12 protein-coding genes are annotated in these 11,690 nt (G+C 69.4%); 6 read left to right on the forward strand and 6 right to left on the reverse strand.

The features are described 5' to 3' along the window. The first annotated feature begins 76 nt into the window (after positions 1 to 76). On the forward strand, positions 77 to 976 hold the full coding sequence (locus BN977_RS29830; protein ID WP_036403665.1) for an acyl-CoA thioesterase: 900 nt from the start codon (positions 77 to 79) through the stop codon (positions 974 to 976). Here the strand turns inward: BN977_RS29830 and BN977_RS29835 are convergent. Together BN977_RS29835 and ypfJ are read right to left on the reverse strand one after the other, a co-directional pair. Beyond that, the gene (locus BN977_RS29835; protein ID WP_036403668.1) at positions 954 to 1,511 is read right to left on the reverse strand and encodes a DinB family protein; all 558 of its coding nucleotides are present in this window, start codon (positions 1,509 to 1,511) and stop codon (positions 954 to 956) included. The genes BN977_RS29830 and BN977_RS29835 overlap by 23 nt on opposite strands. Further along, positions 1,508 to 2,398 carry a KPN_02809 family neutral zinc metallopeptidase gene (ypfJ, locus tag BN977_RS29840; protein WP_024452889.1) on the reverse strand — a complete coding sequence of 297 codons (891 nt, stop codon included), beginning with the start codon at positions 2,396 to 2,398 and terminating at the stop codon, positions 1,508 to 1,510. Before ypfJ ends, BN977_RS29835 begins: the two co-directional genes overlap by 4 nt. A 68-nt stretch (positions 2,399 to 2,466) precedes the next feature. On the opposite strand from ypfJ, the gene BN977_RS29845 reads away from it, so the two are divergent. After that, on the forward strand, positions 2,467 to 3,942 hold the full coding sequence (locus tag BN977_RS29845; protein WP_036403670.1) for a carboxylesterase/lipase family protein: 1,476 nt from the start codon (positions 2,467 to 2,469) through the stop codon (positions 3,940 to 3,942). 6 nt (positions 3,943 to 3,948) lie between these two features. On the opposite strand, the gene BN977_RS29850 is transcribed toward BN977_RS29845, so the two are convergent. Both BN977_RS29850 and BN977_RS29855 read right to left on the reverse strand, forming a co-directional pair. Further along, positions 3,949 to 4,443 carry an SRPBCC family protein gene (locus BN977_RS29850; RefSeq protein ID WP_036403672.1) on the reverse strand — a complete coding sequence of 165 codons (495 nt, stop codon included), beginning with the start codon at positions 4,441 to 4,443 and terminating at the stop codon, positions 3,949 to 3,951. A gap of 30 nt (positions 4,444 to 4,473) precedes the next feature. Next, positions 4,474 to 5,355 (reverse strand): oxidoreductase, encoded by an 882-nt coding sequence (locus BN977_RS29855; protein WP_036403674.1) that lies wholly within the window; start codon positions 5,353 to 5,355, stop codon positions 4,474 to 4,476. 61 nt (positions 5,356 to 5,416) lie between these two features. Here BN977_RS29855 and aspS point away from each other — a divergent pair, with 61 nt between their 5' ends. From aspS to BN977_RS29870, 3 genes are read left to right on the forward strand one after another with little or no spacing between them, the layout of a single operon-like run. After that, positions 5,417 to 7,198 (forward strand): aspartate--tRNA ligase, encoded by a 1,782-nt coding sequence (aspS, locus tag BN977_RS29860; protein ID WP_036403676.1) that lies wholly within the window; start codon positions 5,417 to 5,419, stop codon positions 7,196 to 7,198. After that, complete coding sequence (locus BN977_RS29865) at positions 7,191 to 7,637, forward strand: nitroreductase family deazaflavin-dependent oxidoreductase (RefSeq protein WP_036403678.1); 447 nt, start codon at positions 7,191 to 7,193, stop codon at positions 7,635 to 7,637. The genes aspS and BN977_RS29865 overlap by 8 nt, the downstream gene beginning before the upstream one ends. A gap of 45 nt (positions 7,638 to 7,682) precedes the next feature. Beyond that, positions 7,683 to 9,041, forward strand: a complete 1,359-nt coding sequence (locus BN977_RS29870; protein WP_036404912.1) for a hypothetical protein — start codon at positions 7,683 to 7,685, stop codon at positions 9,039 to 9,041. A 10-nt stretch (positions 9,042 to 9,051) separates the two neighbouring features. Here the strand turns inward: BN977_RS29870 and BN977_RS29875 are convergent, their stop codons facing one another. Together BN977_RS29875 and BN977_RS29880 are read right to left on the reverse strand one after the other, a co-directional pair. After that, a complete protein-coding gene (locus BN977_RS29875; RefSeq protein WP_036403680.1) occupies positions 9,052 to 9,915 on the reverse strand; it encodes an NmrA family NAD(P)-binding protein in 864 nt (287 codons plus the stop codon). Between the two features lie 2 nt (positions 9,916 to 9,917). Then, on the reverse strand, positions 9,918 to 11,102 hold the full coding sequence (locus BN977_RS29880) for a thiolase family protein (RefSeq protein WP_024452881.1): 1,185 nt from the start codon (positions 11,100 to 11,102) through the stop codon (positions 9,918 to 9,920). Between the two features lie 104 nt (positions 11,103 to 11,206). Here BN977_RS29880 and BN977_RS29885 point away from each other — a divergent pair, with 104 nt between their 5' ends. Then, a complete protein-coding gene (locus tag BN977_RS29885; protein WP_024452880.1) occupies positions 11,207 to 11,677 on the forward strand; it encodes a winged helix-turn-helix transcriptional regulator in 471 nt (156 codons plus the stop codon). Positions 11,678 to 11,690 lie beyond the last annotated feature (13 nt).

Raw genomic sequence — 11,690 nt, forward strand, 5'->3', positions numbered from 1 at the left:
TGTTGTGCGTCGCGCGAGAATGACGTTACCGTTTTTGCAGAGCGGGTAGCGGGGACTCCGGTGCCGGAAAGGACACATGACCAACTCGGGAACGACGACGGGGCAGGCCGCCGATCAAGTGGAGTGGACGCTGGAGGGTCTACTGGACCTCTTCGAACCCGAGCCGCACGGCGACGGATTCCTCGCCCAGACCGGCCTCGCCGGCGCCGACGACCGTCAGGTGGTGGAGGGTACGCAGGTGCTGGCGCAAGCGATCGTCGCTGCGGCCAGACGTTTCCCGGACAAATCGGTGCGCTCGGCGTACGCCGTGTTCGCCCGGGCGGTGCTGGTCGGTCCGCCGGTGCATCTCGATCTCGACGTGGTGTCGCAGGGCCGCACCACCGCGACGGTCGTCGTCTCGGCATCGCAGCACGGCAAGCGCTGCATCACCATCACCGTGCTGCTCGACGTACCGTCGGCTGACGTCATCCGCCATCAGCTGCCCAAGCCCGACGTGGTGGCGCCCGCCGGGGCGAACGTCGCGCACATGCCGATGACGGGCCGCGAATTGCGGCTGGTCGACATCGTCGACGTCAACAGTCCCGACGAGGTCGGGCCGCCGGAGATCCACGCCTGGCTGCGCTACGATCCCATTCCACAGCGCGCGGACCTTGCCAAGGCACTCATCGCGTATTTCACCGGACACCTGGGGATTTCGACGACCATGCGGGCACACGAAGGAATCGGCACGGCGCAGGCGCACCTCACCGTGTCCACCGCGCCGATGACCGTTTCGGTCAGCTTCCACGAACCCGTGCAATGGAACGGCTGGCTGCTGTACGGCCATGAGAGCACCCAGGTTGGCGCCGGGATGTCCTACGTCCGCGGTACCGTGCACACCGAGGAGGGGGAGTTGCTCGCGTCGTTCACCCAGGACGCACTGATCCGGCCGCTGCGCACCACCGACACCGACATCAACCACCAGTCGCGGTTGTAGCCGCACCCGCCGGGCCGACATCCCAGGCGTGGTGCACGATATCGTGCAAATGATAGACGGCGATCGTCGCGACGGTGAATTCGCTTCCGTTGCTGCGTAATCCGCGCCGGGACCAGGCGTCGTCGGGCACGGACCGGTAGGTGTCGGCCACCGTGGTGGCCGCCTCGAACAACTCCCGTGCCACCACCGCCGGATCCTGCGACGGGTAGTCGTCGGTCAGCGCGGTCGCGTCCTGATCCCAGTTCGGGAACCGCGGTTCGTCCTCGGAGAGCATCAACCGCACCCGTTGGTCGAAGATTCGGTGCACATCGCGGACGTGGCAGCCGTACTCCAGGATCGACCACACGTCGGGTGCCGGCCGGTCGCGAACCCCGGCCCGGGTGAGCCGGTCGACCCACTCGGTGGCGTCGGTGGCGATCCGGTCGGCGACCTCGGTGTGTCCCGTGCTCGCAGGGTCGAATCCGCAGTCCGGGCATGGTCGGGTGAGCACCCAGGTCCAGTCCTTGGTGTCCGGCACGATGGGGTCGGTGCTCATCCCAGATCGCGGGCGGCGAAGGTGTCGCACTTCTTCGGGTCGCCGGTCTGGTAACCGGTGGTGAACCACTTCTGCCGTTCGGCCGACGAACCGTGCGTCCACTGCTCCGGGTTGATCCGGCCGGTGGCGGCCTTCTGGATGCGGTCGTCGCCCACCGACGAGGCCGCCGACAACGCGTCGGCAATATCCTTGTCGCTCAACGGTTCCAGGAACGGAACGCCGGTGCTCTCCTGCTTGGTGACCGACGCGTAGTGCGCCCACACGCCGGCGTAGCAGTCGGCCTGCAACTCGGTGCGTACCCCGTTGCCCTCGGCGCCGCCGGGGCCCTGCTGGGCCCGGCCCAACACGCCGAGCAGGTTCTGCACGTGGTGGCCGAACTCGTGAGCCACCACGTACTCCTGGGCCAGCGGGCCGCCGCTGGAGCCGAACTGGTCGACCAGCACCCCGAAGAAGTCGGTGTCGAAATAGGCCGTCTGGTCCACCGGGCAGTAGAACGGGCCGACGTCGGTGGTGGCCGGGCCGCACCCGGTGTTCACCTGACCGGTGAACAACCGCACCTGCGGCCGGGTGTAGCCCTTGAGCAGCTGGCTCCACACCCCGTCCACCGAATTTCCGGTGGCGATGATGCGGCAGCCAAGGATGTCGTTGGCGTCGCGGCCCGTCTTGCACTGGGACACGTCGAATCCCGGGGTGACCGACTCCTGGTTCTGCGCGACCTCGTTCTGCCCGAGCACGGTGTTGGGGTCGACGCCGAGGAACATCGCCACCACCACGATCAGCAGACCGCCCAATCCACCGCCGATGGCGATACCGCGGCCGGGCCCGCGCCCACCGCCGCTGCTGGAGGCGGTGCTCGTATCGATCTGCATGCCTTCGTTGAAGGTCATTGCCCCCACCACCCCCATCTGCATGTCGGCACCCGGCTGGGCTCAGCTTTCCACACTACGATTGCGGTGTGTCCATCGTCGCCGAACTCCCGACGATCGTGACGACCTCGCATGGCCGGCTGCGCGGCGACACCGAAGGGGGTGTCGGGGTGTGGCGCGGGGTCGCCTACGCCGAACAGCCGTTAGGCGAACTGCGCTTCCGGGGACCCCAGCCGTTACGGCCCTGGTCCGGCGTGCGCGATGCGCTGGAGCACGGACCGCTGCCGCCGCAGGGGCGATCCTTCGTCGGCGGCGGCCGCGACGACCCCAAGATGCGGGACGAGGCCTGCCTCACCGTCACCGTGTGGTCGCCCGACGTGTCGGGCGCACTGCCGGTCATGGTGTGGATCCCCGGCGGCGCGTTCGTCTACGGAGCCGGGCAGTTGCAGCTGTACAACGGATCCCGACTGGCCCGCAACGGGGACGTGGTCGTGGTGAACGTCACCTACCGGCTCGGCGTGTTCGGCGGATTCGAGCTCGGTGATCTGGGCGAGGGGTTCGACGACAACCTGTGCCTGCGAGACCAGATCGCGGCATTGCAGTGGGTGCGCGACAACATCGCCGCATTCGGTGGCGACCCGCAGCGTGTCACCGTGTTCGGTGAATCAGCCGGGGCCACATCGGTATTGGCGTTGCTGGCCAGCCCGGCCGCCGAAGGGCTGTTCACCCGCGCCATCGCGCAGAGTCCCGCGCTGCCGCTGATCGCCGACCGGCAGACCAGGGCCCGGCAGGCGCGCGCCTTCCTCGCCGAACTCGGCGCCGACCCGCGCCACCTCAAGCAGTTGCCGCAACGGAGGTTGCGCCGGGCCGCGGGCATGATCCAGGCGGCCAGTGCCGCCGACACCCCGACGCTGGCATACGGACTCACCCATGGCGTGGACCTGCTGCCGCACCATCCCATCGAGGCGGCCAGGGCCGGTGCGGTGCACCGGATCCCGCTGATCATCGGAACCAACAGTCATGAGGCGTCGATGTTCGCCTGGGGAAAGCCGCCGATGCTGCCCACCACGCCGGCCGGTGTCGACGGCTTCTTCGCCCGCCGGGCACCGCAGGCCCGGGACCGGGTGCTGGCCGCCTACCCGTCCTACCCGCGCCGGCGGGCGCTGGTCGATTTCGGCTCCGATGCCATGTTCGGCGCGCCGACCTGGGCGTTCGCCGACGCCTACAGCGCCTGGGCACCCACCCACATGTATCGCTTCGACCACACCACCTGGACGCTGCGGGCGCTCGGCCTGGGCGCCACCCACGGCAGTGAGATCGTGCACGTCCAACACAGCTACGGCTCCTATCTGGGCCGCAAACTGCATCCGCTGGGCCGGCGCGTGCAACCGGGTGTGGGCAGGCGCATGCAGCGCACCTGGCTGGAGTTCGCCAGGGGCGGCCTGCAGGAGTGGCCCTACTACGACGCGCAGCGCCGGGCCACCCGGCTGATCGGCAGTGCGCGCGATGTCACCGTCGCCGACCCCGACGAGCGCCGGCGCGCGGCCTGGGCCGGGATCTACTAGCGCGCCTCAGGCGGTGAAGCGCCGGTCGGTGTACCGGCGCAGGTTGTGCAGGAAACGCTGGAACATCCAGGCCATCACCGGCCGGCCCACCGTCATGCCGAGCCGGGCGGCGATGCCGTTCGGTTTCATCGCCATCACCCAGGTGAGGTTGCAGCCATCCCCGGTGGGCACCACCCAGTAATCCTCGGCGAACGCCGCGATGCTGTTGGTGGAGGCCTGGTTGAACCGGAAAGCCATGTGGCTGTGCGGTTCCCAGGACAGGAATTCCTCGTCCCCGACGATGTGGCCGCGCATGTGCACGGTGCGGGTGGTGCCCACGCCGTAGGGCTGCGGGCTGGTCCAGGTGACCTTGGTGATCACCGACGCCCACTGCGGCCAGGAGTCGGCGTCGGCCAGCACCTCGAAGACCTGTTCGGGGGTGATGGCCAAGTCGACGGTGCTGACGAATCGGAACGGTGCCTCGGAGATGAAGTCCAGATCAACGGGTTCGCACGGATACATTCTCGGCACCCGTCGACCTTAGCCGTGGCGTTATCCGGGGCCGTCGCCCGCCGCCGCGAGCAGTGGCACCAACACCTCGCCGATCGGGGTCGGCAGCCCGAACCGGCGGGCCTTGCGCAGCACGACGCCGTTGCGGATATCCCATTCCAGCGGCCGGCCTGCCGCGCGGTCGGTGAGTATCGACGTGGTGAGATCGGGCGGGGCCTGGGCCAGCATGTCGACGATCTCGTCGACCACACGGTCGGCCAGCGCGGCGCCGTCGGCGCGGGCCACCGCCAGGCACTCGATCAGGTAGCGGCGCGCCAGCGCGGCGATATCGGCGCGGCCGAACATGCCGGCCCGGCGTCCGGTGAGCACCATCAAGCCCGCCACCGCGTTCATCAGCAGCTTGCGCCAGGCCGCCGTGACGAAATCGGCGTCCAGTTCGACGGTGCCGTCCGGGAACAGCCCGGCCACGGTGGCCGCGGCGGGGTCGTCCGGCAGCACCAGCCGCAGCGGATTCTTCAGCTGTATCCAGCCCTGCGGCATGGCCTCGGCGGAGAGCCAGACGGCGGCGGGCAGCACCGTGGACGACGGGCAGTACCGGCCCACCCGCTCGACCTGTTCGACACCGTTCTGCAGCACACACACGACGGTGTCTGCGTCGCACAGGCGGTCCAGCCACGGCGCGGCCTGTGCGGTCTGGGTGTCCTTGACCGCCAGGAAGACGATGCGGGCCGGCCCGGTGACCACTGCGGGGTCGGTGTGCACCGGGCCGGGGACGATGATCGGCGGCGCGTCGGTCGGGCGCACCTCGATCGACGCGCGCGGGGACCGTCCGTACACGCTGACGGGGTGACCGGCCCGGTACAGGTCGGCGGCGATCGCCGAACCGATGGCACCGGGCCCGACGACTGCGATCGGCACGTTCACAAGCGTCAAACCTACCGACGTAAACTGGCCACTCGTTCCACCCGACTTCAGAGGAGTTTTTGTGCTGCGCAGCCATGCCGCCGGTTCGTTGCGGTCCACCGACGCCGGTCAGACGGTGACCCTGGCGGGTTGGGTGGCGCGCCGGCGCGACCACGGCGGCGTCATCTTCATCGACCTGCGCGACGCTTCCGGGGTGTCGCAGGTGGTGTTCCGGGATGCGGCCGTGCTGGAGCAGGCGCACCGGCTGCGTGCGGAATTCTGCGTCGCCGTCACCGGCGTCGTCGAGATCCGGCCGGAGGGCAACGCCAACTCCGAGATCGCCACCGGTGAGATCGAGGTCAACGCCACCACGCTGACGGTGCTGGGGGAGAGCGCCCCGCTGCCGTTCCAGCTCGACGAGACCGCCGGTGAGGAAGCCCGGTTGAAATACCGCTACCTGGATCTGCGCCGCGAGGGCCCCGGTAACGCAATCCGGCTGCGCTCCAAGATCAATGCCGCGGCGCGGGGAGTGCTGGCCGAGCACGATTTCGTCGAGATCGAGACGCCGACGCTGACCCGGTCCACCCCGGAGGGCGCCCGTGATTTCCTGGTCCCGGCCCGGCTGCAGCCCGGGTCGTTCTATGCGCTGCCGCAGAGCCCGCAGCTGTTCAAGCAGCTGCTGATGGTCGCCGGGATGGAGCGGTACTACCAGATCGCCCGGTGCTACCGGGACGAGGATTTCCGGGCCGATCGTCAGCCCGAGTTCACCCAGCTCGACATGGAGCTCAGCTTCGTGGAGGCCGACGATGTCATCGCCGTCTCCGAGCAGGTGCTCAAGGCGGTCTGGGCGCTGGTGGGATACGACCTGCCGTTGCCGTTGCCGCGCATCAGCTACGACGAGGCGATGCGCCGGTTCGGATCCGACAAGCCGGATCTGCGTTTCGGCGTCGAGTTGGTCGAGTGCACCGACTACTTCTCCGACACCCCGTTCCGGGTGTTCCAGGCACCGTACGTCGGTGCGGTGGTGATGCCGGGCGGCGCGTCGCAGCCACGCCGCACGCTGGACGGCTGGCAGGAGTTCGCCAAGCAGCGCGGCCACAAGGGCCTGGCCTATGTGCTGGTCGGCGAGGACGGCACGCTGAGTGGTCCGGTCGCCAAGAACCTCACCGACGCCGAGCGTGACGGGTTGGCCGCGCACGTCGGCGCGCAGCCGGGTGACTGTGTCTTCTTCGCCGCGGGCACGCCCAAGGCGGGCCGGGCCCTGCTCGGCGCCACCCGGATCGAGATCGCCAAACGGCTGAACCTGATCGACCCGGCGGCGTGGGCGTTCACCTGGGTGGTGGATTGGCCGCTGTTCGAACCGGCCGACGATGCGACCGCCTCGGGTGACGTGGCGGTCGGTTCGGGGGCCTGGACGGCGGTGCATCACGCGTTCACCGCGCCGCAGCCGCAGTCGGTGGACACCTTCGACACCGATCCGGCAACCGCGCTGGCCGACGCCTACGACATCGTGTGCAACGGCAACGAGATCGGCGGCGGGTCGATCCGTATCCACCGCCGCGACGTCCAGGAACGGGTGTTCGCGATGATGGGCATCGACCACGCCGAGGCCCAGGACAAGTTCGGATTCCTGTTGGACGCCTTCACTTTCGGCGCCCCGCCGCACGGCGGTATCGCCTTCGGCTGGGACCGCATCACCGCCCTGCTGGCCGGGGTCGACTCCATCCGCGAGGTCATCGCGTTCCCCAAGTCCGGTGGCGGCGTGGACCCGTTGACCGACGCGCCCGCGCCCATCACCGCGGCCCAGCGCAAGGAATCGGGAATAGATGCCAAGCCCAAGGTCGCTGACAGCAAGCATGACTGACATCGACAAGGACAAGCTGCTCGCCGACACCGCGGCCCTCGACGAATTCAACCGCAATGTGGTCTCCGAATTCCGGGCCAACGGCGGCAAGGTCGCGGCCTTCGAGGGCGGCACGCTGTTGTTGCTGCACACCACGGGGGCGAAATCCGGTCAGCCGCGGCTGTCGCCGCTGGCGTCGTTGGAGGTGGACGGCAAGATCCTGATCGTCGGCTCGTACGCCGGTGCGCCCAAGGATCCGGCCTGGGTGCACAACCTGCGCGTCAATCCGCGGGCCCGCATCGAGATCGGCACCGACGCGTACGACGTCGTCGCGCGCGAGCTGCCGGCCGACGAGCGGGCCGCCGCCTACCCGAAGATCGTCGAACTGGCCCCGGTGTTCGCGGAGTACCAGGCCAAGACCAGTCGGGCCATCCCGCTGTTCGAGCTGCAGCGCGCCTGATCCCTTACGCTGGCGCAAGCAAGCCAGGGGGAATTGTGGGGGATCGTGTCAGACCGCGTCACCGACCGTAGCCATGGGGACAACACCGTCGCCTATATCGACCAGGCGTCCTACACCGCGCTGCGGGCGCTGGGCCGTGGGCCGGTCATCCAGTTCACCTGGATCTATGAACGGGGCGCCGATCTGGACGGCCTGCGGCGGCTGAGCCGCAATCTGGGCCGCACCATGCTGGGGCGCCGGCTGGAACGCTCGCCCTTGCCGTTCGGCAGGCACCGCTGGGTGGCCGGCCCCGGTGCGGCGACCATCGAGGTGATCGCCGCTGCGTGCCCCCGCAGCGATGTTTGGAAGTGGGTGACCGCGCGTTCGGCCGTGCCGGTCGATCCCGAGCGCGGCCCGGTGTGGCACCTGGCGGTGCAGCCCCTGGTGGGTGGCGGTGACGCGGTGTCACTCGTGGTGTCGCACACCGTATCCGATGCCGGCGGCATCATCGGGGCGATCGCGGACGCGGTAGAGGGCAGCGGGCGCGGTCTGGTGTATCCGCCGCCGCGATCGCGCAGCCTGGCCTCCGCGTTGCGGCAGGACCTCGGCGCCACGGTGCGAACACTGCGGCAGGCGCCGTCGGCGGTGCTCGGTGCCGCACGCATCGCCCGCGAGCAGAAGAGCGAGTCCGCCGATCCGGCGCCGGCGCCATCCCCGGCCCGGGCGCCCGCCGATCAGGTCGCCGTGGTGCCGACGCTGGCGGTGCGGGCCGACCTCGTCGAATTCGACCGGGTGGCGGCGGCCCTCGGCGGCACCCGCAACGTGCTGTTCGCCGCGGTGGCCGCACGGCTGGGACACATCATGGGGCGGGTCGACGCCGCCGGCCGGGCCATGCTGTCGTTCCCGGTCAGCGAACGGACCGACGGCGACACCACCGGTAACGCGCTCAACACCATCACCGTGCTGGCCGACCCGGAGGCGGTGCTCGCCGACCTCGGCGGGTTGCGCCGTGACCTGAAGCAAGCCCTGGTCGACATGGCCGAGACCCGGGACGCGTTGTTGGCGCCGCTGCCGTTGACGCCGTTCGTCCCGCGGCTGCTGGTGCGCCGGCTGGAGAAGATGGTGCTCAAGGTGGGTCAGCCGATCGGCTGCTCGAACATCGGTGAGCTGCCGCCCGCGGTGAACCGTCCGGACGGCACCGACGCGGACTACTTCGACGCCCGGATGGCCGAACCGGGTGTGACCGCTGCCGAATTCGCCGGGCGCGGCGGCCACCTCTGGTTGGCCGTCGCCTTCTTGCCGGACCGGATGTCGCTCAGTGTCGCGTCGTGGCGGGTGGCCGGGCCCAATTCCGCCGCGACGCTCGCGGACGCGGTCAGCGCGGCGTTCGCGGACTTCGGATTGTCCGCGACCGTCGAGTACTGACCGCGCCCGGTCACGCGAACAATGGGCGGTTCTGTGCGACGAACTCCTCGATCGTGGTGAGGCGGTGCCCGGTGATGGTGGCGGCCGCATCGCTGACCCCGGCCAGGCGGCCCTCGCGCAGGTCGATCAGCACCGCCTGGAAGTGGCCCGATTTGGCGGCGTCGCCCGGTATCCCGAGGAGCTCCACAAACGTTGTGGCGCTGACCTGTTCGAAGGCGAGGTCCTTCGACAGCAGGTGGCCGACGAGTGCGGACAGCTCGCGGTGGCTGTATTCGACCGGCCCGGTCAGCGTGTAGGTGCGGCCGGCGTGCCGCTGCGGCTCGGCCAGGATGGTGGCGGCCGTCGAGGCGATGTCCCGGGCAGTGATGGGCGCGAACCGGCTGTCCGGGTCGAACGGCATGACGTAGCGGCCATGCCGGATCAGCCCGGCGATGTAGGTCAGCCATTCCATGAAGAACGTGACGCGCAGGGTGGTGGCCGGGATCCCCGACCACGCGAAGACCTGCTCGGAAAGCCAGTGGTTCTGGGTGGCCTTGCTGCGTGCTGCCGGGCGCGACTGGATCTGCGACATGTTGACCACCGCTTCCAGGCCCTGTTCCTTGCCGGCCTGTGCGAACATGACGGCAGCTTCGACCAGGCCTTCGCCCACCGGGAAGTTGAAGTAGGCGCGTTGCACTCCGTCGAGTGCGGCGCGCACATCGCGCAGGCTGAGCAGGTCACCGACGACGACTTCGGCGCCGCTGTCGCGGAGCCGGTCGGCGCGCGCGTCGTCGGTGCGGACCAGGGCCCTGACCCGCAATCCCTTCCCGAGTGCGTGCTCCACCAGCGGGCGGCCGGTGTCGCCGCCCGCTGTGGTCACGAGGACCGTCGTCACGCCTACAGCCGTTCGATGATGGTGGCGTTGGCCATGCCGCCGCCCTCACACATCGTCTGCAGGCCGTAGCGGCCGCCGCGTTGTTCGAGCGCGTTCACCAGCGTGGTCATGATGCGGGCGCCGCTGGCACCCAACGGGTGGCCGATGGCGATGGCGCCACCGTTGACGTTCACCTTCGTCAGGTCGGCTCCCGTGTCGGCCGCCCAGCTCAGCACCACCGGCGCGAACGCCTCGTTCACCTCGAACAGGTCGATATCGGCCAGCGTCAAACCGGCACGGGCCAAGACCTTTTCGGTTGCCGGGATGACACCGGTCAGCATGTACAGCGGATCCGAGCCGACGACGGTGGTGGTGTGGATGCGGGCCAGCGGCCGCAGGCCCAGCCGGGTGGCCGTCGCACCGCTGGTGATCATCACCGCCGCGCTGCCGTCCGACAGCGGCGACGAGTTGCCCGGTGTGATCTCCCAGTTGATCTGCGGGAAGCGGGCCGCATACGCCTCGTTGTAGAACGCCGGCCGCAGCCCGGCCAGCGTCTCGACGGTGGTTCCTGGCCGGATGATCTCGTCGGTGCTCAGACCGGCGATGGGCGCCAGCTCGTTGTCGAACAACCCGGCCTTGGTGGCCGCGGCCGCCTTCTCGTGGCTGGCTGCGGAGAACTCGTCGAGCTGGGCGCGGGACAGCTTCCACCTGGCGGCGATCAACTCGGCGCTGATGCCCTGGGGGACAAGGCCTTCCGGGTAGCGGGCGGCCATGTCGCGGCCGAACGGATCGCTGCCGGGCAGCACCGAGGTGCCCATCGGCACCCGCGACATGGATTCCACGCCGGCGGCGATGACGATGTCGTAGGCGCCGGCCAGCACGCCCTGGGCGGCGAAGCTGACGGCCTGTTGGCTGCTGCCGCACTGACGGTCCACCGTCGTGCCCGGCACGGTCTCGGGGAAGCCCGCGCCGAGCAGCGCGTTGCGGGCGATGTTCACGGCCTGGTCACCGACCTGGGTGACGGCGCCGGCGATCACGTCGTCGACGAGGGCGGGATCGACACCGGTGCGTGCGGTCAGCTCCCGCAGGCTGTGCGCCAGCAGGTCGGCGGGCAGGACGTCGTGCAACGCACCGTTGGCCTTGCCCTTGCCGATCGGGGTGCGCACCGCACCGACGATGACCGCGTCACGACCTGAGTATCCGGACATGTGTGCTCTCCTCTGAGCCGGGCAACCTCTGCTGAGTATTGCAACCTATACTCAGATGTAACACCTGAGTATATTCACATCAACCCAGAGGTAGAGTGATGTGTATGACAGTTCTGCAAGGAGCGCTGGCGGACCGGGATGCCTGGTCGGCCGTGGGGCACTGCCCGATCGAGAAAGCCATGGGGCTGATCGGCACCAAATCGGCCATGCTCATCATGCGGGAGGCGTTCTACGGCACCACCCGGTTCGACGATTTCGCCCGCCGCGTCGGGATCACCAAGGCGGCCGCTTCCACGCGGCTGTCCGAACTGGTGGAGGCCGGCCTGCTGACCAAGCGGCCCTACCAGGAACCCGGGCAGCGCAGCCGCGACGAGTACGTGCTGACGGAGGCCGGTGCCGACCTGATGCCCGTGGTGTGGGCGATGTTCGAATGGGGCCGCAAACACGTCAAAGACAGCCCCCTGCGGCTCACCCATCTGGACTGCGGCGCGGAGGTGGCCGTCGAACTGCACTGCGCCGAGGGGCACCGGGTGCCGGCCGAGGAACTCGGCATCCGCATGAAGCCGCGGCGCTGACAGCGCTGCGAGG

The organism is Mycolicibacterium cosmeticum (assembly GCF_000613185.1).
Taxonomy (GTDB): Bacteria; Actinomycetota; Actinomycetes; order Mycobacteriales; family Mycobacteriaceae; genus Mycobacterium; species Mycobacterium cosmeticum.

Bases quoted from the DNA above. Each gene is read 5' to 3' on its own strand.
- BN977_RS29830 (WP_036403665.1), top strand. From the start codon at position 77: ATGACCAACTCGGGAACGACGACGGGGCAGGCCGCCGATCAAGTGGAG.
- ypfJ (WP_024452889.1), bottom strand. From the start codon at position 2,398: ATGACCTTCAACGAAGGCATGCAGATCGATACGAGCACCGCCTCCAGC.
- BN977_RS29835 (WP_036403668.1), bottom strand. From the start codon at position 1,511: ATGAGCACCGACCCCATCGTGCCGGACACCAAGGACTGGACCTGGGTG.
- BN977_RS29880 (WP_024452881.1), bottom strand. From the start codon at position 11,102: ATGTCCGGATACTCAGGTCGTGACGCGGTCATCGTCGGTGCGGTGCGC.
- BN977_RS29885 (WP_024452880.1), top strand. From the start codon at position 11,207: ATGACAGTTCTGCAAGGAGCGCTGGCGGACCGGGATGCCTGGTCGGCC.
- BN977_RS29850 (WP_036403672.1), bottom strand. From the start codon at position 4,443: ATGTATCCGTGCGAACCCGTTGATCTGGACTTCATCTCCGAGGCACCG.
- BN977_RS29865 (WP_036403678.1), top strand. From the start codon at position 7,191: ATGACTGACATCGACAAGGACAAGCTGCTCGCCGACACCGCGGCCCTC.